The 21,056-nt window shown below is 67.4% G+C and carries 20 protein-coding genes, 4 tRNA genes and 2 pseudogenes; 14 read left to right on the top strand and 12 right to left on the bottom strand.

Features of this window, described 5'->3' with window-relative positions; translation table 11 throughout:
- Positions 1-12 precede the first annotated feature (12 nt).
- From F4560_RS45410 to F4560_RS05360, 3 genes and pseudogenes are all read right to left on the bottom strand, one after another.
- Complete coding sequence (locus F4560_RS45410) at positions 13-147, bottom strand: hypothetical protein (RefSeq protein ID WP_281391879.1); 135 nt, start codon at positions 145-147, stop codon at positions 13-15.
- A gap of 163 nt (positions 148-310) precedes the next feature.
- Positions 311-802: pseudogene (locus F4560_RS05365) on the bottom strand (alpha/beta fold hydrolase); the annotation flags it as partial.
- A gap of 109 nt (positions 803-911) precedes the next feature.
- Positions 912-1,418: a DinB family protein gene (locus F4560_RS05360; protein WP_184917028.1), complete on the bottom strand. Its 507-nt coding sequence runs from the start codon at positions 1,416-1,418 to the stop codon at positions 912-914.
- A 59-nt stretch (positions 1,419-1,477) separates the two neighbouring features.
- On the opposite strand from F4560_RS05360, the gene F4560_RS45970 reads away from it, so the two are divergent.
- Complete coding sequence (locus F4560_RS45970) at positions 1,478-1,666, top strand: hypothetical protein (RefSeq protein WP_184917025.1); 189 nt, start codon at positions 1,478-1,480, stop codon at positions 1,664-1,666.
- A gap of 135 nt (positions 1,667-1,801) precedes the next feature.
- Positions 1,802-2,181 (top strand): annotated as a pseudogene (locus F4560_RS05350) (cupin domain-containing protein); the annotation flags it as partial.
- A gap of 357 nt (positions 2,182-2,538) precedes the next feature.
- Here F4560_RS05350 and F4560_RS05345 read toward each other — a convergent pair.
- On the bottom strand, positions 2,539-3,177 hold the full coding sequence (locus tag F4560_RS05345) for a MafI family immunity protein (protein WP_221483347.1): 639 nt from the start codon (positions 3,175-3,177) through the stop codon (positions 2,539-2,541).
- A gap of 1,369 nt (positions 3,178-4,546) precedes the next feature.
- On the opposite strand from F4560_RS05345, the gene F4560_RS43395 reads away from it, so the two are divergent.
- Positions 4,547-4,831, top strand: coding sequence for an integrase core domain-containing protein (locus F4560_RS43395; RefSeq protein ID WP_312868508.1), 285 nt, complete (start codon positions 4,547-4,549; stop codon positions 4,829-4,831).
- Positions 4,832-4,900: 69 nt separating this feature from the next.
- Complete coding sequence (locus tag F4560_RS05335; protein ID WP_184917019.1) at positions 4,901-5,284, top strand: tyrosine-type recombinase/integrase; 384 nt, start codon at positions 4,901-4,903, stop codon at positions 5,282-5,284.
- A gap of 116 nt (positions 5,285-5,400) precedes the next feature.
- Here F4560_RS05335 and F4560_RS05330 read toward each other — a convergent pair.
- Together F4560_RS05330 and F4560_RS05325 are read right to left on the bottom strand one after the other, a co-directional pair.
- A tRNA-Val gene (locus F4560_RS05330) sits at positions 5,401-5,472 on the bottom strand.
- A gap of 49 nt (positions 5,473-5,521) precedes the next feature.
- On the bottom strand, positions 5,522-5,950 hold the full coding sequence (locus F4560_RS05325) for a TIGR02611 family protein (protein WP_246477736.1): 429 nt from the start codon (positions 5,948-5,950) through the stop codon (positions 5,522-5,524).
- 972 nt (positions 5,951-6,922) lie between these two features.
- Here F4560_RS05325 and F4560_RS05320 point away from each other — a divergent pair.
- The 4 genes from F4560_RS05320 (at position 6,923) to F4560_RS05305 (ending at position 7,770) form a co-directional block, all read left to right on the top strand.
- On the top strand, positions 6,923-7,348 hold the full coding sequence (locus tag F4560_RS05320) for an SsgA family sporulation/cell division regulator (protein ID WP_073893954.1): 426 nt from the start codon (positions 6,923-6,925) through the stop codon (positions 7,346-7,348).
- A 144-nt stretch (positions 7,349-7,492) separates the two neighbouring features.
- Positions 7,493-7,565, top strand: a tRNA-Gly gene (locus F4560_RS05315).
- Positions 7,566-7,622: 57 nt separating this feature from the next.
- Positions 7,623-7,694, top strand: a tRNA-Cys gene (locus F4560_RS05310).
- A gap of 1 nt (position 7,695) precedes the next feature.
- Positions 7,696-7,770 (top strand) — tRNA-Val (locus F4560_RS05305).
- A gap of 14 nt (positions 7,771-7,784) precedes the next feature.
- Here F4560_RS05305 and F4560_RS05300 read toward each other — a convergent pair.
- Both F4560_RS05300 and F4560_RS05295 read right to left on the bottom strand, forming a co-directional pair.
- Entirely contained in the window at positions 7,785-9,026 is a 1,242-nt protein-coding gene (locus tag F4560_RS05300) for a tyrosine-type recombinase/integrase (RefSeq protein ID WP_184917013.1), read from the bottom strand.
- 192 nt (positions 9,027-9,218) lie between these two features.
- A complete protein-coding gene (locus F4560_RS05295) occupies positions 9,219-9,539 on the bottom strand; it encodes a helix-turn-helix domain-containing protein (RefSeq protein ID WP_184917010.1) in 321 nt (106 codons plus the stop codon).
- Positions 9,540-10,094: 555 nt separating this feature from the next.
- Between F4560_RS05295 and F4560_RS05290 the strand changes: the two genes are divergently transcribed.
- Complete coding sequence (locus F4560_RS05290) at positions 10,095-10,571, top strand: hypothetical protein (protein WP_184917008.1); 477 nt, start codon at positions 10,095-10,097, stop codon at positions 10,569-10,571.
- A 151-nt stretch (positions 10,572-10,722) separates the two neighbouring features.
- Here the strand turns inward: F4560_RS05290 and F4560_RS05285 are convergent, their stop codons facing one another.
- The 4 genes from F4560_RS05285 to F4560_RS05270 all read right to left on the bottom strand — a co-directional run bounded on the left by F4560_RS05285 (position 10,723) and on the right by F4560_RS05270 (position 13,750).
- Entirely contained in the window at positions 10,723-10,971 is a 249-nt protein-coding gene (locus F4560_RS05285; RefSeq protein WP_184917005.1) for a hypothetical protein, read from the bottom strand.
- A 62-nt stretch (positions 10,972-11,033) separates the two neighbouring features.
- Positions 11,034-12,374: a DNA cytosine methyltransferase gene (locus tag F4560_RS05280; protein WP_184917002.1), complete on the bottom strand. Its 1,341-nt coding sequence runs from the start codon at positions 12,372-12,374 to the stop codon at positions 11,034-11,036.
- 88 nt (positions 12,375-12,462) lie between these two features.
- Entirely contained in the window at positions 12,463-13,263 is an 801-nt protein-coding gene (locus F4560_RS05275) for a DNA methyltransferase (RefSeq protein ID WP_184916999.1), read from the bottom strand.
- 88 nt (positions 13,264-13,351) lie between these two features.
- Positions 13,352-13,750, bottom strand: coding sequence for a hypothetical protein (locus F4560_RS05270; RefSeq protein ID WP_184916996.1), 399 nt, complete (start codon positions 13,748-13,750; stop codon positions 13,352-13,354).
- Positions 13,751-14,661: 911 nt separating this feature from the next.
- Here F4560_RS05270 and F4560_RS05265 point away from each other — a divergent pair.
- The 5 genes from F4560_RS05265 to F4560_RS05245 all read left to right on the top strand — a co-directional run bounded on the left by F4560_RS05265 (position 14,662) and on the right by F4560_RS05245 (position 21,041).
- Positions 14,662-15,639, top strand: coding sequence for a hypothetical protein (locus F4560_RS05265; protein ID WP_184916994.1), 978 nt, complete (start codon positions 14,662-14,664; stop codon positions 15,637-15,639).
- Between the two features lie 152 nt (positions 15,640-15,791).
- Entirely contained in the window at positions 15,792-16,112 is a 321-nt protein-coding gene (locus tag F4560_RS05260; protein ID WP_312868501.1) for a pilin, read from the top strand.
- Positions 16,112-18,070, top strand: coding sequence for a TrbL/VirB6 family protein (locus F4560_RS05255; protein WP_184916988.1), 1,959 nt, complete (start codon positions 16,112-16,114; stop codon positions 18,068-18,070). The genes F4560_RS05260 and F4560_RS05255 overlap by 1 nt, the downstream gene beginning before the upstream one ends.
- A complete protein-coding gene (locus F4560_RS05250) occupies positions 18,067-19,203 on the top strand; it encodes a PrgI family protein (protein WP_184916985.1) in 1,137 nt (378 codons plus the stop codon). The genes F4560_RS05255 and F4560_RS05250 overlap by 4 nt, the downstream gene beginning before the upstream one ends.
- On the top strand, positions 19,200-21,041 hold the full coding sequence (locus F4560_RS05245; protein WP_184916982.1) for a VirB4 family type IV secretion system protein: 1,842 nt from the start codon (positions 19,200-19,202) through the stop codon (positions 21,039-21,041). Before F4560_RS05250 ends, F4560_RS05245 begins: the two co-directional genes overlap by 4 nt.
- Positions 21,042-21,056: the final 15 nt, after the last annotated feature.

Here is a 21,056-nt window from a genome sequence, read left to right as displayed (position 1 = left end):
GAAGCCTCACCGTCACAGGGAAGCGCAGGTGATGGATTCCGCGTTGTCGACGGCGACCACAGCAGCGGCGGCGAGGACGAAGGCCATGCCGGCCAGCAGCACGATCTTGTCGTTCTCGCCGAACGTGCGGATCGCCAAGTCCTTCACCGGGTGCGGTGTCAGGTCGATCGCTTGCGAGCAGGTTCGCGCGCATGCAATTCCTGGTACCCCCCCCACGCGCCGACCGCGACCTCGTCACGCCAGTACGAGAGGGTGTTGGAGTCTTGGACTACGCGGCATCGCGCGATGAGCTCCCTGGCGGCCGTCTTGCAGCTGACGTCGCCGGCCCGGGTAGCGGCAGGTCGAGGTAGCCGAGGCGAGCTGTATCCCCGGGGAACTGGCTGGCGTACTGAAACGCCACCGCAGCACCGAAGTCGTGTCCGACGACGGCGGCGTCCCGCACCTTGAGTCGGTCGGCGATGAGGGTGTGCACGTGCCGTGCCAGGGCGGCTTTGTCGTAGTCGGTCGGTGAACCGGTGCTGTCGCCCAATCCGGAGAGGTCGACCGCGTAGACAGTGTGGTGTTCGGCGAGTGCCGGCATGATCGGCCACCAGCCGTACCAGGTCTGGGGCCAGCCGTGGATCAGTACCACCGGTGTGCCGCTGCCGCCGGTCACGTAGTGCATGCGGAAGCCGTCGACATCGGCGAACTCGTGCCGGAAGGTGCCCTGGAACGCCGGGTCGTTCTGGGTGGCGACGGCGTAGGGGGCGACGTCGCCGGCGGTCGGTGTGGAGCACGCCGCCGCAACGCCGATCGTGAGCATGAGGGTGAGCGCGAGGGTCGCCACCGTGCGCGCGGATCGGTGGAAGCGACGTGCCGAAGACCGGCTTGCGGTGATCACGTGTTCCTGTCCGGTGGAGAAGCTGGTGGGGTCAGCGGCCGGTCGCGCCGTCTATCAACTCACGGAGGATGTCAGCGTGGCCCGCGTGCCGGCCGGTCTCCTCGATCGTGTGGATCAGCGCCCAGCGGACGCTGGGACCGGGACGCCCCGGCTGCGGTCGAGGGACCGGGGCGGCGAGATCGATGCAGCCGTCGAGCACCTCGTTGGCGCGTTCGACGGTCTCCCGGTAGCGGGCCACCACGTCGGCAACGCCGTCCGCCGGTGCGGCTTGAAACGTCGCCTGCCAGTCGGTGACCTCGTCACCGAGGAAGATCGCGCGCTCGACGAAGGTCAGCTGGTTGAGCAGGCCGAGCAAGTTGGTGCCGGACGGCACCGCGGCTGTCCGGACCTGCGGTTCAGGTGCGCCGTCGACCTTCGCGGCGATCGACGCGCGGAGGTAGTCGAGGAATGCGCGCAGGACCTCGGTTTCACTGCTGCCGGTCTTGGGCGGCGGAGTGTCACGGCGGTGTGTTCTGGTGGGCACGGCGGTCTCCTTCATGTGCTCGGGCGGCCCTGACCGCCGGTCAGGCGGTGCGGTGAACGACCAGGACGTGGTCGATGACCTCGGCGGTCTGCCCGCTTGGTCCGGTCGCGATCCTGCGGGGCGTGTCGGCCCGCTCGACCGACCACGTCGCCGCGTCCAGGGCGATGGCCGCGGAGATCTCGCGGGGACTCGGGTACCGGATGTCGGGATCTTGGTTCCACGACCAGCAGCCGCCCGCCTGGGCGCAACGCGTGCGCGGCTGACCGCAGGAGGGCCACTCTGTCCAGGTCAAACGGGGTGTGCAGGTAGTGGGGGCAGATCAAGTCGAATTCGCCGGATGGGAACGACGTGTGCAGGTCGTGCCGCACGGTGGCGACCCGGTCGCCGAAACCGCGGACGCGGGCGACCCCCGCATCCACCTCACGCCGATCCGCCGGTTCGGAATGACCTTCGTACCCCTGTCCCGGCGGCCAGGAGGGGTGCAGGCGTTCAAAATGATCATTCCCGCACAGCCCGAACCGCCCGAACCGACCCCGCAGACCCACGATGGCTTCGAATGGCTGTACGTGCTCAACGGACACCTGCGACTGGTCCTCGGCGAGCGCGACCTGACGCTGCCACCCGGTGAGGCAGCCGAGTTCGACACGTCCTCGCCGCACTGGCTGGGCAGCGCCGACGACTGCGCGGTCGAGCTACTCATTCTGTTTGACCCGCAAGGGATGCGCACACACATTCACGCCGACCCCACCGACCGTCTCACGGCGGAAGCCGGCGGTGAGCTCAGCAAAGCCGTTGACCGACAACGGAATCTCCGCCTAGGTGACCCTTAGACCCGACCTGCCGATATCGACTCCGACCGACCTGAGCGACGCGTTTGGACGCGGACCGCCGATCACCGCACTGACGAGCAGGCGGAGATCGACGAGCGCGAATGGACGGAGGTCAAGCTCTCGACGCCGACGGTCGAACCCTGTGCGGGTTACTCGCCAGCGCGTCGGTCACCCGGCGGGCTTGGACGCCCTCGCTTGGTGCGTCGTGATCGCACTCGTCGGGTACGTGTGGAGCAAGCGCCGCGCCACCGTCGACCGTAGCCAGTAGTGTGGCGGTGCGCTTTGAGTGCGCACCGCCACACCATTCAGTCAACCTTCACCGGGAGGTCGGACCAGTAATGATTGTCCAGTCCAAGCTGGACCCCAATCGCCGCGAATCGCTGTCGATGGTCACCCGAAACAGCGATGTCGTATTCGTACAGCTGGGTGCACAGATTTTCCAGCGCTATCCCGTATTCGCCCGCGTCGACGAGCTCCCAAGTGTTGCGAGCATCGTCGGGCGGCAATAGCGGCCCCAATTCAATAGTCAGCGCACGAAGCCCTGCGGCGACACCCTCCCAATCCATGACTGGCCAGTATACCGGAAATCCGGTGATGATACCCCGGCCCGCAGGCTCGATGATCACCCTGATGTTGACACCATCGCGGACACCCTCGACCTTGTAGCGGACAGGATCCCCCTTCTTGGTGTAGTCGGCGCCTGGCGTGCCAGTCTGCTGTTCCCACTTCAGGGTCGGATCGGTGGCGATGTCGGAGACGGCGTGGATGATCTTGTCCCCAGACCAGTCCTGCGGGAAGACGGACTTACCCGGGAGTCCCGGCCACATGTGGCCACCGCCGGTGGCGTCGCCGGTGAGGATGTGGGTTCTCACTTGTGGCGACGTCAAATCAACATAGTCTTTCGCCACATCCGGGTCGGAGGCACCGGAACCGCGTTTTCCCAAGTTTAGACAGCTTGGCGAGGAGGCCTCCGGGAGCGACCGCGGAGAGACCAGCGAAGAGGCTGCGTCCGATTGCTCGGGGTACATTGCATTGTGCCAGTTCATCTACGGTCGAATGGGTCATCGACTCCCACAGTTGGCCTGCCGCGCCGACCGGATCGGACATGATTGCCCCGGCGGTGTCGAGCATCCCGCCACCGCAGGCCAGCAGGTCACCGACGCACTGGGTGGCGGCATTGAAGGTTTCGTCAGCGAGCTCCTTCGCGCTGTCACCGAATGCGTCGACCGCCTCTGCGGTATCGCACAACCATCCCCAGGCCCAGCAGTGGCCGTCGATCTCGATGCGGCTGATGGGTTGCCGCCGGTGAAGGCGTAGCGGTTGCCGGTGAAGGGGTCGGTGCCGAGGTTGAGGTCGGCAAGGGCGCCGTTGTAGTTGTCGCGGGTGAGGAAGCGGTTGAGGCCTGTGGGTGCCAGAACTCTGCGCTGAGGCGCTGAGCTGCGGCGATCGCGCACGACGTGCTGCAGGAGCATGATCGTGAGGCGTGGCACTACGACTGCTTTGCCTGATCTTCGTCCGGGTCGTTGGCTGGTTGGTTCTGCTCGGTCGGTCATCGGCGGCCAAGGACGTGGAGTTGCTGGTACTGCGGCACGAGGTCGCCGAGCTACGCCGGGCCAACCCTCGCCCGCGACTGGATTGGGGCCGATCGTGCGGTGCTCGCCGCGTTGGTGCGACGCCTGTCCGACTGGTTATGACACCACCGGCTGGTGACTCCGGGCACCGTCCTGCGGTGGCACTGGCGACTGGTCGCAAAGAAGTGGACCTACCCGAACCGCACCGGCCGACCTCCGATGGACGATGCCGTGGTGGCGTTGATCGAGCGGATGGCCCGGGAGAACGCCGGGTGGGGCTACCGCCGCATCCAAGGCGAGCTGCTCAAACTCGGCCACCGAGTGGCCGCTTCAACGGTTTGCCGCGCGCTCAAGCGCCTGCAAGTAGCCGCGTCAACGGTTCGCCGCGCGCTCAAGCACCTCCGGATACCGCCCGCGCCCCAGCGCGACACCGACACCTCCTGGCGACAGTTCCTCCGCACGCAGACCGCGAGCATGTCCGCCTGCGACTTCTTCCACGTCGACCGCGCCGTCACCCTCAAACGGATCCACCTGTCCTTCGTGACGGAGATCGCCACGCGCTACGTCCACATCCTCGGCACCACCACGAATCCAGACGGCCCCCAGGACAACACAACAAACCCGCAACCCACTGACGGATCTCGACGACCAGGCAGACGACCTCCAGCTCCTCATCCGACACCGAGCCGGCCAGTTCACCACCTCATTCGACGCCACCCTCCCCGACACCGGAATCAACGTCGTGAAGACCCCACCACGGTGCCCACGAGCCAACGCCCACGCCGAACGATTCGCCGGCACCATCCGACACGAAATCACCAACCGCCCGCTCATCATCAACAAACACCACCCGAGAACAGCGCTGAACCACTACACGGCCCACCACAACCACCGCCCACCACACCAAGCACTACAACTCGCACCACCACCACCGGACCACCCGATCACAGAACCGGGCTACACATCGACACGCCGCCGACCGACCCTCGGCGGCCTCATCAACGAGTACGAGCCCACGGCAACCTAACCGCAGGCCAAACCATGTAGCTGGCTTTTGACACCCCACACGCCCGAGACACCGGCCAGCGTCCGGACCGTGCACCTGCCCAGATTCCTCGCCGAACTGCTGGCGGAACTACGGTGCGAGAAGCCTGTCGCGCGGTTCGTGTTCACCGGCCAGGACGGCGGCCTGCACCGCCGATCCAACTTCCGCCGACGGGTCTGGCTGCACGCACTGCAAGGCGATCGCACGCTGGGCTGGTCGCCGACCAAACCGCACATGCACTTCCACGACCTACGCCACACCCACAAGACCTGGCTCATCGCGGACGGCGTTCCCGAAGTCCTCCAGCACAAGAGGATCGGCCACAAGTTCCGCGGCGTCATGGGCGTCTACTCGCACGTCACCCGACCGATGGTCGACGCGATGCTGACCGGCCTGCAGGCCCGATGGGAGCAATACGGGAGCGAACTGCGGTGACCACTTCGGAGCAACAATTGTGGTCAAGATCAGTTGCTCCCATTTTGCTCCCACGAACGACCAACGGCCCGCAGACGAAGATCGTCTACGAGCCGTTGACCAGGTAAAACACACTGTGGGCGATACTGGGATCGAACCAGTGACCTCTTCGGTGTGAACGAAGCGCTCTCCCGCTGAGCTAAACGCCCGTATTCAGTTCTCACACCCGCTCTCGCGGTGTGGCCATAGCTTACAACATCATCCCCGCGAACCAAAAATCGGGCTCTCCAGCCAGGCCCACTCGAGCCCGAACCAGCCACCGACCAGCGCGAACGCCCCGAGCAGCCAGCACGTCACGGCCACCACGAGCCCGGTCGCCGCCAGCACCAGCGCCTTCACCACCAAGTTCTGCCGCTTCAGCCACGCGACCCACGCGTCGTAGTAGCCCTTGGCGAACCTCAGCACCCGACCGGCCCACTCGAACTCGGTGGCCAGGATCGCCAGACCCGCGAAGACCACCAGCCACCCCGGTCCGGGGTACGGGATCATCAGCACGCCGGCCAGCAGCACCAGGCCGCCGACCACGCCGACCCCGATGCGGTACGTCATGTTCATCGCGGGGTTGCGACGGAACCAGCGGTGCTGCTCCTTGCGCTCGCCGGTGTCCTCCCGCTGCTCTGCCGTCATGGACACATCATCGCTCATATGCCCCTCCCACGGGTCGACGTCCGAAGACTTCCGGCGTGCGCGCCCACAGCCGCAGGTGAACGTCCAAACCGTCCACCCCACTGTCGGCTGTGGTCAAAGCCACAGCATTCGACGCACTGGGCGGCCACCCCGTGACACACCTCCACCGACGCGCATCCCACACCGCACTCACGCGCTACGGCACCACGCATCCTTCTAATGATCCCAATGTGCGCGACTTCACCATGTTCTCAGGTATGTCGATCAGCACCGTGGCTCCCACCTGCGCATATCCGGCCAGAACCGGCCGCACGGCCACTTCCCCCGACTCCTCGGCCAGCCGTACCGACCCCGCACACACCCCCGAAGACCTGGCCGGATCACGGGGCACTTCGTCTACGGTGGGTGTTCTCCCGGCGCACCGCGTCGACCGCGCGGTGGTGCACAACGGCCATCGATCACGCGCCGAAGCCGCCACGCGATCAGCCGTAGCGCGCCGGGTTGTGCCAAGGGTCCGGGAAGACCTCCCGGGCCAGGCCCTCGGTCAGGTCCACACCCGTCCGAGGTCGACGCGGATGCGCAGGCGAGCGAATACACCGGTTTTACGTGCCGGCCGTAAAGTTCACCGGAATGCCGCGCGGTCACCGACCGTCAGCCGCCCGACGAGCTTCACGCGTCGGTGGGACACCGGTCGGGCGGACGGCACGGTAGGCCGTGCGGGGCAGCCACCAGAGAGCCCCGCGCGTCCAACATTCGCGCAACAGCCGGTACCGAGTACGGGCCAAACCCAGCAAGATGGGAGCGAGCCGGACGCAGTGGACACGGAACGCATCGAGTCGGTCGCCTAGTGGAGTGATATGGCACCGATCGGGTGATAAACCACCTGGAGTCGAGCGTTTCGCACCACATATCCGTCACAAGTAGAGAGCTCGGTCGTTCCATTGGCCGGGAAGGGAGAAGAGGGTAGCGACGATGCGCAACGACCACGTGACACTCCGCTCGACAGCGGTGTTCGACCTACTGGCACCGAGGACCCCGGCCGTCCCCGTGCAGGTGGAGCTTCGCTATGACACGAAGGACCCGTACGCGGTAGTCGCCGCGTTCCGAACCGGTCGTGCCGGTTGGGTGGAGTGGGTGTTCGCCCGCGATCTGCTCGCCGACGGCCTGATCGCCGACGCGGGCGACGGCGACGTCCGAATCCGCCCCGCGGCCGACGACCCCGAGGTCGTGGTGATCGAACTGAGCTCGCCGTCCGGCCACGCCATGTTCGAGGCGTCGGCGCAGGAACTGGCCGACTTCCTCGACCGGACGTACGACGTCGTGGTGCCCGGGAACGAGCACCTGTGGGTGGACGTCGACGAGGCGCTGACCCACCTCATCTCCAACGATCTGACGTAAAAGTGCAGGTAGCGGGCTCGCGGGGAGATCAAGGGACCCCCGATTTGATCCCGCTGCGGTGCATGTAATAAAGTTCCTCTCGCACCGGGGAAGACGGGAACGACAGCCCCAAAAGGGAAAAGTTCCAAGAAATCCACGGAGCATGCGGATGTAGCGCAGTTGGTAGCGCATCACCTTGCCAAGGTGAGGGTCGCGAGTTCGAGTCTCGTCATCCGCTCGGCAGAGGGCCCTTGGGCTCAGGCCAGACTCCTGAGTGCTAGCCTTCGGGAATCATGGCGGAGTGGCCGAGTGGCTTAGGCAAGGGCCTGCAAAGCCCTGTACACGGGTTCGATTCCCGTCTCCGCCTCGGACGATTAGCTCAGCGGGAGAGCACTACCTTGACACGGTAGGGGTCACTGGTTCAATCCCAGTATCGTCCACCAGCGATATACGCAGGTCAGAAGCCCGGTCCTCGATCTTGAGGCCGGGCTTCTTGCGTGTTGTGCAAGATCAAAGGCGATGAAAAGGCGATGGCCCGCTCGGACGGTAGTGCTCGTAGCTCAGCGACGGTGGCCCGCAGGTGCGGGAACCATCCGATGATTGCGGCCAGCTCGTCCTCCCGGAGCGCCAGCAGCGATCCGAGCCAGCGGGCTTCGAGGCCGTTGATCAGCTGGGCTTTCATGACGCTCGTCACATGGTCGTAGACCCTGGCGATGCCCTTCATCTTCTGCCCGAGGCGAGCCCGGCGTGCGACCTGCGGCACCCCGTCCTCGACCATCCACGTCGCGTGGGTGTGCCGCCCCTCGTGAAAGGTGATCCACGGCAGGATCGCCGGAACATGACCACGAGCACTCGGCTGGTCCGGCTTGCGCCCGTCCCACGCCGGCCGCCAGAACCGCTGCCGGAAGTTCGACCGGCGTAGCAGCGTGCCGTCCGGCGACGTGAACACAAACGACCCGCGATGGCTGTCGAGCAGTGTCTCGTAGAACACAGCAATGCTCGGCGGCAGCACAATCGGCCTCGTCCCTGCGGGCGTCTTCGCCCTTCCGCGTTTGCCCTTGGTCCGACGAGGAGTGACGTGGCCCACATCAGGCCGTGACGAAGGCCGTTCGTGCGACACCTCCACTCCCGCCTTCCACAGCTTCCCGTTGACCTCCTTGAGCGGATACCGGACGGTGATCGCCCGCTCGGCCTCGTCGTACTCGTGCCGCTCCTGGCCGACGAGTTCGCTCCAGCGACCTCCGGTGTAGAAGTCGAGCAGGCACAGCGTGAAGCCGGACAGGCCCATCTCTGACTCGAACAACCTCATGGCCGCCCGTAGCACCTGCACCGGTGTAGCCAGCAGCCGCTCGTTCTCGAACTCACCACCGGTGACCCTGACGCCGTAGCAGGGATTCGCCGGGATGACCTTCGCCCGGACACCGGCGTTGAGGATCGTCGAGAATGTGGCGAAGATCGAAGCGATGCTCGACTCGGCGAACTCCTCATCGTGCAGCCACGACAGCCACCGCTCGATCTCGACGTAGCCGTTGAAGATGCCGATCATCGGCCATGCCCGCCACCGCGGCAGCAGGTGGTTGTCGAGGTAAGACCGGTACTTGACCCTGGTGTTGAGTTCCAGGCGCGGCGTCACCGCCGCGTACCACTCCTCGGCGAACTCACCGAACGGCGTCTCCGCGTCACGCGGGTCGATCCACATGTTCCGACGAATCAACGCCTCTTGCTCCGCGCCCCACTCCTCGGCGGCCTTCTCTGAGGGGAATCCCGCCTTGCTCCCCCGGCTGCCGTCCGGCCGCTTATACCGGGATCGCCACCCGTTCGATCCGTCTGGTTGTCCGTATGCCACGTGTGTCCTTTCATGATCTGGTGGGGAAGGCACCGGCACCGCCCGTCAGGCGATGTTCAGGCGCCTGCGCTGCGGCTTCTCCGACTGTTCGGAGAGCCGCAGGATCGCGCTGATGTCGCTGCGGGAGAACCGGTAGTGCTTGCCGAACCGGTGATGCGGCAGCACCCCGGCAGCGGCCTGGTCCTTGAGCGTCCGGGGCGAGAGCTGGAGCAACTCCCCCAACTGCTCGGCCGTCAGCAACGCATCAGGATCGGCCGGAGCCCGCTCCGCCCAGACACGTGCGAGCGTCGTCAACGCGGCGAGGCACTCGACGACCTCGTCCGGCAGGACGACACGCACGAACTGACCGGCATCAGCGGACTCCATGCCTCACCCCCCGAATGATCAGCGCGACGCCCACGGCATGGCCGCGGGCCGCCGACGAAAAGTAGCGCCCTCCGCCCCGAACGGCCGATACCCCGATCGTGGCCGGCACCACCGTCACGCAGCCGCTTCGGTGTCGACCGACGCACCGGATCGGCATGTCCACGGCGAGCATCCGTCAGGATCGGCCTCTTCTACCGGGTCGACGGCGAGCAACCGGTGGTGTCGTCTGCGCTTCGCCGGAGCGTCGAGGTCGACCTGATCCAAGGGGAGGTAGGAGCGGTGGAGGAGGTACTGCCCGCGCAGAGGGCGTCCTTGCGCGGTGGCGCGCGGGTGACCGCGGCGGATGGCCCTGTCGAACTCAACCGCCTCGGCCCAGCCGTCGGGGTCGTTGTCGCGGATCCAGCGCCAGCCGGAGTTGCCGTGGAACGGGCAAGTTATTGCGAATATCCGAGAACGATCACGGCCAAGCCTGCGGCACCGGACTGCGGCACGAGGTCGGCAGCTACAGCCGCAACTCTCGCGCGCCTCGGCGGGCTGGTCTGACATCCTGAAGCGGTGTTGCTGAGATGGATCCGCGAGGTCGCGGATGAGCCGTTGGTAGTCGACCCGGCTGCGAGAAACATCGAGGCTCGAGAGAACACATGGTCGCTCTCGACCTCGATCGATGAACGCGGCTCGTTGTCGGCTCACGAGGTCGTGGCAGCGTTTGAGGAGTGTGCGTCGATCCTGCGCGAGCGGGTCCGCTCGCTGGGCTATGACGGGCAAGTGACGTTCTATGTGTGGCATGACCAGCAGGCGGGGCAGCTGAGGTGCTCGACTGCATCGCTGCCGGGCGATGAGCTGCCCTTCCGGTCGCGAGTCGAGCTTGATGTCCCGCTCGCCGCCATCGCGGAGGAGTTTCTCGACGATGCGCGTCCGGGGCAGGGGCCGTGGGACGATCTTCGGCCAGCATCGGATGGCTACGTTGACGAAACGCAGCCAGACGACTTCGTAGTTCGTGTCTGGACCGCTGACATCGGCGGGACGCAGTAGGCCAGTGGATGGCGACGGCACGATCATGGCCGGCCTCCTGTAATGCTGTTCTGGACAGAGCTCAAGGCGACGAATGCGCGATCGGTGCCGAGTTGTTCAGGAGTCGGGCCGGCTGGCGTTGGGATCTTGGCTAGCCGTTCAGCCAAAGCGGTCAGCGCGTCGCGATCGCCTTGTGCAGGGGCATGGAGACGAACCGGTGCCCGGGGTCGAGTGCGTCGGTGCGGATGTTGCCTGCGGTAACCGTGCGTACGGGTATGCCTTTCGATCCGGCGAAGGTGCGGAGTCGGTCCAGGTTGGCGTAGACGGCTCTTGGTTCCCAGCCCGTGTCTGCGAACAGCGCGTAGTCGAACTTGGGGATGGTGCCTTCACAGGCGAGCAGTAGGACAGTGGTGCTCTGCACGCCCGCCCCGAGCGACAGCAGACGGAGTGACGGCGTAGCGACGGGCAGTCGAGTTGGAGGTGTCATGCCGCTTGTCCCTCGTCTTCGCTCGTGGTTTCGAAGGTCACGAGGTCGGCCAGCATGAGATGCACGGCGTACGCCGCCTGCTGGGGGACGACGCCATTGCCAAGTGCACGAAGCTGTGCCACCCGTTTGAGCGAGAGGTCGGTAACCCAGCCTTCGGGTAGACCCATGAGCCACTCCACCAGGCGTGGCGCCAGCATGGGGCGTCCCTGCTTTCCCTGTTCGGTCGGCGCAGGAACGGCCCTACCTAGGCTCGATTCCCATCGCTCGATGGCAGGTGCGTAGTCACCCCAGGTGTCACCGGCAGTCGGAGGATCGTCGACGACAAGGTCAGATCGCCCTTTGAGCCTCGTTGTCTTGGCGACCCGCCGACCCCTTCGGTGGCACGTGGTGTCGGCAGTAGACGGAGCACCTGCTGGCTCAACAGTGGACGGAATCCGGGGCTTGACTTCTGGGTTGTGCCGCGGTCGGTCGCTCTCGGGGTTGGCAGGAGCCGGACCGTGATGGAGAGCGGCATCCCCATGCCGTTGCCGTTGATTCCTCTGGTCTTGTGCGTCGTCTGACGGGCGAGCCAGGTCGAGGGTGATTCGCCGTCGTTGGGGTTGCTGCCCTCCGGTGTGGGGAGCAGTCGCACGGCGTCGGTCAGCGAGGCGTCCGATGGCCGTCGGCTGAGGTTGGGCTTTCGGTGGGTCAGCCGCGCGGAGGCTCGCGAGTCGCTGGCGGTCGGCGTGGGCAGCAGTCGGACGACGACCTCGATCGGTCGCGGCGCCGGTGTCGTGATCGGCGATGAATCGCGTGCCTTGCGGGAAGGCGAGGATGAAGACGCGCTCGCGGCGGTGAGGGGCGCCGACGTCGGAGGCGCGAACGCTTGCCCAGTTCGCGTCATACCCGATGTCGGCCAGGTCGCCGAGTACGGCGCCGAGCCCGCCGTTGCGCCAGCGCAACGCCGCGACGTTCTCCACGATGAGGATCGGCGGTCGTAGACGACGAACGGCTTCGACGACGTATCGCCAGATGCCACTGCGGGCTCCCTTCCGGATGCCGAGGCCTTTGCCGGCTGCGCTGATGTCCTGGCACGGGAAGCCGGCGGTGATGATGTCGACCTCTTCGACGTGGTCCCAGTCGACGGTGCTGATGTCGCCGAGGTTGGGCACGCCTGGTGCTCGGGTGGCGAGGATGGTGCGGACGTGCGGGTCGGGGTCGGCGACCCAGGCGACGCGGCCTCCGCCGAGGGCGGCGAGCACGCCGAGGTCCAAGCCTCCGTAGCCGGTGCACAGCGAGCCGAGGACGAGGTTCTGTTCGGCTGTGGGGCGCGAGGAGACGTCATCCGGGACGGTCATGTGCTGCTCGCCTGGACGAGTTGAGGCGTCGTGTCGGCAGGTGGCGAGATGTCGAGACCGTTAGACGGGACGCAGAGCAGGCAGGTGGTCATGCGACTCGCCTCCGGGCCGGGTGTTCGAGACCGCAGAGGTTGAGTCGTGTGGTCTGCGCGGGTGAGGTCTGCCGGTGGGGTGCGGCGGAGACCCGCTCGGTGTCGGCGGCGCGCTGGAAGACGAGGACTTCGTGGTGAGCGGTGAGTGCGAAGGGTGTGCCGGTTGCGCATGAGCGGGCTGCGTGGCGTTCGGCGAATGTGGCGCGGGTGATCAGGCGGTTGCGTCGTAGTTCGGCGGTCAGGGCGACGCACCGGTCGATCGCGATGAGGCGTGCGGTGGTGCCGGCGGTGATCAGTCGGGTGGTGATGTCAGCGAGGTTTTCGTCGGGATGTCGCCGAGGGCGGGCGATGACGATCAGGTGTCCGTCGGGGCGCAGCAGCGGTTCGCAGTGGTTCAGCGTCGTGGCGAGGTCGTTCAAGGCGGAGTCGAGGTCGCGATCCGGGTCTGCGGGGTCAGCGGTGGTTGTGCGCAGGGCGGTCAAGACGAGTCCGACTCGGCCTACCAAGCCGGTGGCGCGGGTGGTGGCAAGTGTCTTGGGTTCGGCGTCGAGTACCGAGCCGTCGTGGCAGGCGCCGTCGCGTCTGGCCGCGGTGACGTTGGCGCGGGCAATGGCCCACCAGCGCGCGTCGGTCGTCAGGCCGAGGGTGTGCCGACCGGCGCGCAGGGCTTCGGTGAGGACGGTTCCGGTGCCGCAGTCCGGGTCGAGGACGAGATCGCCGGGGCGGGTGTAGGTGGTGATCGCGTGGGCGGCGATGGCGGGTGGGACGCGGTCGTCGTCGGTTTCGGTGCCGGGCACGCAGCCGCTGTCGTGAAGCTGGGCGGCGTGGTCACATTGGCCGGTCAGCCAGACCGACAACCGGCGAGTCGACGGCCTCGGCAAGCGGTCACGCATCGGAGGTCTCGTCGCCGCAGTTGCTGCCGAGGAGGTCGGTGCGGCGGGTGAAGAGCAAGAGGTCGGCGTGGGCCTGGATATGCCGGACAGGTGCTGTTGTCTGCTGGGGTGGTACGTCCGGACAGCCGCGCGAGCCGGTACTCGAAGGGGCGGGAAAGCAGGTCTGGAGCAAGGCGATCCGGTCGAGGTAGGACAGGCTGGCGTGGTGCGCGGCGCGTACGAGTGGCCCTGCCGGATCGATGAGCCTGCCAGTGGATCGATCACAATGTGTGACGACGGCGAGGGTTCCGTTCGGGTTGAGGAATCCGGCCCAGTTGGTCGGGCGAAGCTCGTCGAGGGCGAACGGTTCGGCGGCGGCGATGATCAGATCGAAGCGGTCCGGTCGCGGCACGGTCGCGATGACGGACGGACCGGGGAGGCGGCCGGGAGACTCTTCGGGACCGTCGTCCTGGACCAGGGGGACGGTTCGCGGTCCGGATCCGGTCTGTGAGTCAGCGGTGCGTGTATGGACGTCGCGGTCGAGTCGGGCGACGGTCCGGGCCACGTCGAGCAGTCCGTCGTAGTCGTTCCGCGCGAGGCGGGTCCGGAGTCCGGTTGAAGCGGGTGCGGGCGGCCGGGCCGTGTCGGGTGGCGAAGCGAGCAGTAGGACGCGTTGGCAGGGTCGGGTGTAGGTGGTGACGATCTTGGCCACTGCGGTGAGAAGCCATGTGGCGATCGGGTTGGGACCGTCCGCGAGATCGTCTTGGGCGCAGGGCCAGACGGTGGTCGGGTAGCCCAGGGGCCCATGGTGTTGTGCGAGACGCTGGATTCGCAGTCGCGATACTCCTGGGCAACGAGGATTTCGTGCGGTACCGCACGAGAGGAGTTGGCGGCGGCGTCCTTGCGTGGTGTCGCGTTGTGGCTCTGGGGCGCAGTTCTGGGACATCTGTCGCTTGCCTCCGACCAACCCGATTCCGAGGGTGTTGACATCCCGGAACCCCGTTTATCGGGCAGGCTTTGGACATGCGTCCGGCGTAGATCTCCTGATTGCATCCGCACCGCAGGCTTTCGCGAGCGGGTTAGATCACTACTACGGCGCGACTATAACGGCAGTTCAGGCACTGCTTCGGGCGGATCGAGCCAGGCCGATCGACCCAGCGCTCTCGGATCTTCATGCACCTAGTTCGAGGCGGGAATAGTAGTGATCTAGCTGAACCGGCCGGGTGACACGACACCGCTCTAGTCACTGACTAGCATTTCCGTAGTAGTCACTGTGGCTTGCTGGGCTGGTCGTTGTTCGCACCACGTCGCTGGAGTCACGTCATGACCACTTACTCTTTCCGTCGCCGCGACATCGGCGACGTCAAATCGAACTGTCTCGACATCGCGCAGGACGCGTTCATCTGGCTGGTCACCGGGCCTGATCCGGTTTCGGTGGACGGCCGGGCGTTTCCAGGATTGCCCGATCGCCGGCTTCCGCTCGACGAAGTCCGCGACCTGCTGTTGGCAAGGCAATGCGGGCAGGCGACCAAGGACGCGGTGTGGACTCATCTGGTTCTGCGTTCCCGCGCCGAGGGTGCGACGTGGACTGTCGCCGCCGTTGGGGTCGCGATGCCGGCGTTGACGTCGGTGGCGGCGACGTTGTCGGTGTGCTTCGCCGTCGGGGAGGCGGACATCCACGCCGAGGTGCTGAGCGGGTTCCTCACCGCGTTGTCGACGGTGGACCTAGGGCGCCCGCGGATCATGCTTCGGCTGCGGTGGGCGGCGTATCGGTCGGGGTATCGCGCTCGTTCGGAGGCGTTGGACGGGCCGACGCCGATCGCGCCGGGGTTCCGATCCGCCGTTCCTCGTCCGCCTTGGGGGCACCCGGACCTCGTGCTGGCTCGTGCGGTGGCCGAGGGGGTTCTGACTTCGACCGAGGCGGACCTCATCGGGGCGACCCGGTTGGAGCGGGAGCCGGTGTCGGACTGGGCGGCACGCCGCGAGGTCGGTACGTGGGCGGTCTACAAGACACGCAAGCGAGCCGAGCTGCGGCTGGTGGCGTACCTGCGTGATGAGGCGGTCGCGGCTGATCCGGCCGATCCGTTGGTCGATGAGGTTGCCGCTTCATTGGCGCTCTCGCGATCTCCTTCTCCGACCGACACGCGGGCTCGACGGTCACTTTCCGTGTCGGGCACCACTGGCCGGTCAGGGCCGGTAGTCCGGCCGGAGGTGTCCAAAAGCGGGCCGGAAGACGGGGTTTCGGGTTGCGGGGAACACCCGTGTTCCACCGGATCCTCGGAGGTGCCGCGATGCGCCTGATCGATCGTTCTCCGGCAGTGGCGGATCGGCAGTCAGCCCCTTCGCCAGGTGGTCGCCCGCCGTCAGTGAGGACCAGGGCGGCAGCTGACCCGATCTCCGGTCGCCTCAGTGCTCCGATGATTCGTCAGCGTGGGCGGCACCGGGTGTGGATCGTGGCGGTTCAGTTGGCGGCTGTGTCGCTGGTGTTGACCACGTCGGCGACGCGTGCCGAGGCCGTCCAGGTGCTCGCGCAGGCCACGTCGGTGGACCAGGTCCTGACCAACATCAGGAACTGGATCATGGGCATCCTCGGCGGCCTGACGGTGGTGTTCCTGACCATCGGCTTCGTCCGTTACATCTTCGCGGGCGGCGATCCGGGCGAGTTGCAGAAGGCCAAGACGGCGTGGAAGTCGGCCGGGTACGGGTTCGGCGGTGCCGCGCTCGCTCCGCTGATCGTGGAGATCTTCAAGGGGATCGTTGGGGTGGGTCCCTGATGACCGCCACGAATGTCCGGCACCGTCGACTGGTCGAACCCGGCGCGGTGAGGTTCAAGCGTGGGCGCAACGAGGGCGCTCGCAGGCGTGGGGTGTGGGCACTGCTGCTGGGCCTGATGGTGTTGTTGGGCGGCGTCCTCGCCATGACAGCGGCGGCCCAGCCGGGCACGTCGGCCGCGCCGCCGACTGCCGCCGATCCGTGTGCCGGTCCAGGGCCGTACCCGGTGCCGTGCCCAACTCGACCTACGACCGCGTCCACTGCGGTGCCGTCGAATCCGTGTCTCACTCCGCAGCCTGGACAGGCTCCGCCGTCGTGGTGTCTGCCGCGACCGACGACCATCTCGTCCCAACCTGCGATCACGCCGACGAGCGCCCCGCCGGTGCGTCCGGCGGTTCCCGCGTGCGGGATTCTCAATCCGAGCGCGTGCGTCGGTGAGGGCATCGCCGGGTTCCTGCACCTGTTGGTCGGCGAGTCGCTGAACATGTTGTTGGGGTGGGTCGGCAGCAGTCTGCTGTCCACGCCGACGCTGGCGGATCTGCCGAGGGTCGGGGAGATCTGGGAGCAGTCGCGGTTGTTCGTGGTGGCGGTCTACTCGCTGGTGGTGATGCTGGCCGGGATCGTGCTGATGAGCCACGAGACCGTGCAGACCCGCTACTCGGTACGCGAGATCGCGCCCCGCGTCGTGGTCGGGTTCCTGGCCGCGAACCTCAGCCTGGTCATCGGGGACCACGCCATCCGTCTGGCCAACGCCGCGTCCCTGGCGGTGCTCGGTGACGGACTCGACCCGCAGACGTCTGGGAAGGCGGTCACCGAGCTGTTCGTCAGCCTGGTCGCCGGCTCGATCGTCACGGGCGGGTTGTTCGCCGGGATGCTGGCGGTGGTGCTGACCGTGCTGCTGGTGGCGTTGCTGGTCGGCTACATCGTGCGGGTCGCCCTCACGGTGATCCTGCTGGCCGGGGCGCCGCTGGCGTTGATGTGCCACGGCCTGCCGCAGACCGAGGGCCTGGCGCAGTGGTTCTGGCGTGCCGGGGCCGGGGTGCTGGGCATCCAGGTCGGCCAGAGCCTGGCGCTGATCTGCGCGTTGAAGGTGTTCCTACAGCCCGGCGGCTTCCACTTCTTCGGCCTGCCGACGGCGGACGGGCTGGTCAACCTGGTCGTGCTGATCGCCCTGGTGTGGATCCTGGTGAAGATTCCCGGTTGGGTGCTGCGACAGGTCCAGGTCGGCGGTGGTGGACGACGGTCGTTCGTCGGCGGGTTGGGGCGCGCGCTCGTGTTCGGTAAGGCGATGGGCATGCTCGGCGGCCGAAGCCGGGGCCCCCGCGTCGGGTCCACGGCGGGAGGTGCGGGTCATGGTGTCCGCGCGCCGCGTAGGCGTGACCCGATGTGGCCCGCGCCGGTGCGGGAGTGGGGCGGTGTCGACGGCCTGTTCACGCCCGAGGCGATCGGGCGTCGCCTCCACAGCCAACGTGCGCAGGAGTTCGCGTGGCGGCGCACCGTGTCGGGCCAGCAGCATCTGCGGTTCCTTCAGCCCGCTGCCCAGACTCCTACTCACGACCTTGCCAACTGGAACCCCGCCGGCAGTACGGCCGCACCGGAGTTCCGTGCCGCCGTCGAAGACACCTCGCCCACGAGCGCGGAGCCACTCCTCCGTCCGGTAGGACGCCCTACTTCACCCTCCTTCAGCGCACCCGGCGAAGGCGGTGGCACTGCCACTCCCCGCATCCGTACCGCGCAGGTGCCGCCGCACCTTCAGTTCCGTCCGGCCGTGGTCGAGGCGCCCGTGCGTCCCGTTCGAGCCGCCGCGCCGCCCGCCGTGCCGGTGTTCCAGTCCTCGACGCCGGACATCGGAGCCCACGGTCGTCGGGCCAGGACGCACACGCCCGCGCCCGCGCTGTTCCACCCGCCACCATCGCAACCACCGGCGGGCACGCCACAACAGGCAGGTGAACGATCATGAGTCACCCGGTTCGGATCCCGGCCGATGTCGATCGTGAGGACCGGGTTCTGGTCAACCTCACGGCACGCCAGTTGCTCATCCTCACTGTCACAGCCGTGGTCCTGTACGGGGCGTACTCCGCCCTGCGGTCGGTCGTGCCGCTCGCGGTGTTTCTGGTCGTCGCGACGCCGATCGGCGTGACCGTCACGGTCCTCGCGCTCGGTCAGCGTGATGGGATCAGCCTCGACCGCCTGGCCCTGGCTGCGTTGCGGCAACGCACGAGCCCCCGACACCGGGTCGCCGCCCCCGAAGGGATCCACCCGGCGCCCGACTGGCTGACGGACCGGGTCGCCGGTGACAGCTCGATCCCCGCAAAGGTCTCGCCTGCGGCGTTGCGCTTGCCCGCGCAGGCCGTCACCGACGCCGGTGTCGTGGATCTCGGCGCAGACGGCGTGGCGCTGGTCGCCGTGTGCTCCACGGTCAACTTCGCGCTGCGCACAGCCACCGAACAGGAATCGCTCGTCGCCTCGTTCGGCCGTTACCTGCACAGCCTGACCGCACCCATCCAGGTGCTGGTCCGCGCCGAACGGTTGGACTTGTCCGGGCAGATCACCGAACTACGAGAGCAGGCAGGCGGTCTGCCTCACCCTGCGCTGGAGGCCGCCGCGCGTGAACACGCCGACTACCTCACCCAACTCGCCCGCAGCACCGACCTGCTGCGCCGTCAGGTCCTGCTGATCCTCCGCGAACCGGTGCACGCGATCGGGCCGGTTGACGGGCTCGGTGGCGCATCACCGTGGGCCGCTCTCACCGCCAGGCGCAACGCCGCCAAGCACGCCGGACAGGTCACCGAGTCCGTCCTCCGCGCCGCCGAAACACGCCTGGTGCGTCGCCTGGGCGAGGCGGTCGAGCTGCTCTCCCCCACCGGGATCGTCGTGACCGTGCTCGACGCCGGGCAGGCCACCAGCGTGCTGGCCGCGGCCTGCAACCCCGACTCCCTGATCCCGCCCACCGCCGGACTCGCCGGCTCCGACGAGGTCATCACCACCGCACCCGACGACGACCGGCAAGACGACCCGTTCGAACACACCGCATCCACCGACGACTCCTGGACTGATGCCGAGCCGGACTTCGACGGGAGGTACAGGTCATGAGCCGGCATTCACTGAGTCGGCCGAGGGATGACTCGGCGTCTCGCCCACCTGGGCGGGCCGGGGCCTTCACACCGGACGCGATCGCCGTCGACTCCCGGGCCTTGGAGGTCGGCGGCGAGTGGGTCTCCACGTTCGCCGTCGTCGGCTATCCACGCGAGGTCCACCCCGGCTGGCTGCAACCACTGCTGACCTACCCCGGCCGGGTCGACGTGTCCCTGCACGTCGAACCCGTCGACCCGGTCACCGCCGCCGCGCGGCTCAAGAAGCAGCTGGCCCGGTTCGAAAGCGGCCGTCGCCACAGCAGCGAGAGGGGTCAGCTGCTCGACCCGCAGGTCGAAGCCGCCACCGAGGACGCCTACGACCTGTCCGCCCGGGTCGCCCGCGGTGAAGGCAAGCTCTACCGCCTCGGCCTCTACCTGACCGTCCACGCACCCACCCAGGAGACTCTCGCCGACGAGGTCGCCGCCGTCCGCTCGCTCGCCGCCTCGATGCTGCTCGACGCCAAGCCCACCACCTACCGCAGCCTCCAGGGCTGGGTCACCTGCCTGCCGATCGGCCTGGACCTCGTCGGCCTCAGGAGAACGTTCGACACCGCCGCGCTCTCGGCAGCGTTCCCCTTCACCTCCCCCGACCTGCCACCGCCCGACCCGACCTCGGTCGGCGCACCCACCGGTGTCCTGTACGGCTTCAACATCGGCAGCCAAGGCCTCGTCCACCACGACCGGTTCGCGCTGGACAACCACAACTCGGTCATCCTCGGCCGCTCCGGCGCGGGCAAGTCCTACCTGGTCAAGCTGGAACTGCTGCGCAGCCTGTACCGGGGGATCGAGGTCCACGTCATCGACCCGGAGGACGAGTACGCCCGACTCGCCACCGCCGTCGGCGGCACCCAGATCCACCTCGGCGCACAACACGTGCAGCTCAACCCGCTGGACCTGCCCATCCACACCCGGCCCGACGGGCGTCGCACAGCGCCCCGCGACGCCCTGATCAGACGGTCGTTGTTCCTGCACACCGTCATCGCCGTGCTGCTCGGCAACGACCCCACGGCCGTCCAACGCGCCGCGCTCGACCAGGCGATCACCGCCACCTACCAACGCGCCGGGATCACCTCCGACCCGCGCACCTGGACCCGGCCGGCACCCCTACTCGCCGACCTCGCCCACACCCTCAGCCACGCCGCCGACGCCGCCGCGGTCGAACTGGCCGCACGCCTGCACCCGTACACCCAAGGCGCGTTCTCCACGCTGTTCGCCGGACCCACCACAACCCGCCCCGAAGGCCACCTCGTCGTGCACTCGCTGCGCGACCTGGCCGACGAACTGAAGCCCATCGGCACCCTGCTCACCCTCGACGCGGTGTGGCGTCAGGTCAGCAACCCGGCGATCCGTCGCCGCCGTGTGGTCGTCGTCGACGAGGCGTGGCTGCTGATGAAACAACGACAAGGCGCGGAATTCCTGTTCCGCATGGCCAAAGCAGGCCGGAAACACTGGGCCGGTCTAACCGTCGCCACCCAGGACACCGCCGACGTGCTCGGCTCGGACCTCGGCAAAGCAGTGGTGGCGAACGCCGCGACACAGATCCTGCTGCGCCAAGCGTCCCAAGCCACCGACGAGATCACCCGCACTTTCACCCTCTCCCAAGGTGAACGCCAGTTCCTGCTCTCCGCCGACCGAGGCCAGGGACTGCTGTCCACCGGGACCCAACGCGTGGCGTTTCAAGCCATCGCCTCACCTACGGAACACCACCTCGTCACATCAGACCCGGCCGAACTCGCCACCTACGCCTCCGGCGAGGCAGAGCCCGGGGATTCCTTCGTCGAACTGGACGCCGCCTGACGCCGTGAGGAGGTC

The sequence above is a fragment of the Saccharothrix ecbatanensis genome (assembly GCF_014205015.1).
GTDB classification, from domain to species: domain Bacteria; phylum Actinomycetota; class Actinomycetes; order Mycobacteriales; family Pseudonocardiaceae; genus Actinosynnema; species Actinosynnema ecbatanense.
This window is presented reverse-complemented; position numbering and strand designations above follow the sequence as displayed.

Coding starts and splice junctions, on each gene's coding strand:
- F4560_RS05360 (WP_184917028.1), bottom strand. CDS start 1,418: ATGAAGGAGACCGCCGTGCCCACCAGAACACACCGCCGTGACACTCCG.
- F4560_RS45970 (WP_184917025.1), top strand. CDS start 1,478: ATGACCTCGGCGGTCTGCCCGCTTGGTCCGGTCGCGATCCTGCGGGGC.
- F4560_RS05325 (WP_246477736.1), bottom strand. CDS start 5,950: ATGACGGCAGAGCAGCGGGAGGACACCGGCGAGCGCAAGGAGCAGCAC.
- F4560_RS05320 (WP_073893954.1), top strand. CDS start 6,923: ATGCGCAACGACCACGTGACACTCCGCTCGACAGCGGTGTTCGACCTA.
- F4560_RS05300 (WP_184917013.1), bottom strand. CDS start 9,026: ATGTGGATCGACCCGCGTGACGCGGAGACGCCGTTCGGTGAGTTCGCC.
- F4560_RS05295 (WP_184917010.1), bottom strand. CDS start 9,539: ATGGAGTCCGCTGATGCCGGTCAGTTCGTGCGTGTCGTCCTGCCGGAC.
- F4560_RS05280 (WP_184917002.1), bottom strand. CDS start 12,374: ATGACCGTCCCGGATGACGTCTCCTCGCGCCCCACAGCCGAACAGAAC.
- F4560_RS05265 (WP_184916994.1), top strand. CDS start 14,662: ATGACCACTTACTCTTTCCGTCGCCGCGACATCGGCGACGTCAAATCG.
- F4560_RS05255 (WP_184916988.1), top strand. CDS start 16,112: ATGACCGCCACGAATGTCCGGCACCGTCGACTGGTCGAACCCGGCGCG.
- F4560_RS05250 (WP_184916985.1), top strand. CDS start 18,067: ATGAGTCACCCGGTTCGGATCCCGGCCGATGTCGATCGTGAGGACCGG.
- F4560_RS05245 (WP_184916982.1), top strand. CDS start 19,200: ATGAGCCGGCATTCACTGAGTCGGCCGAGGGATGACTCGGCGTCTCGC.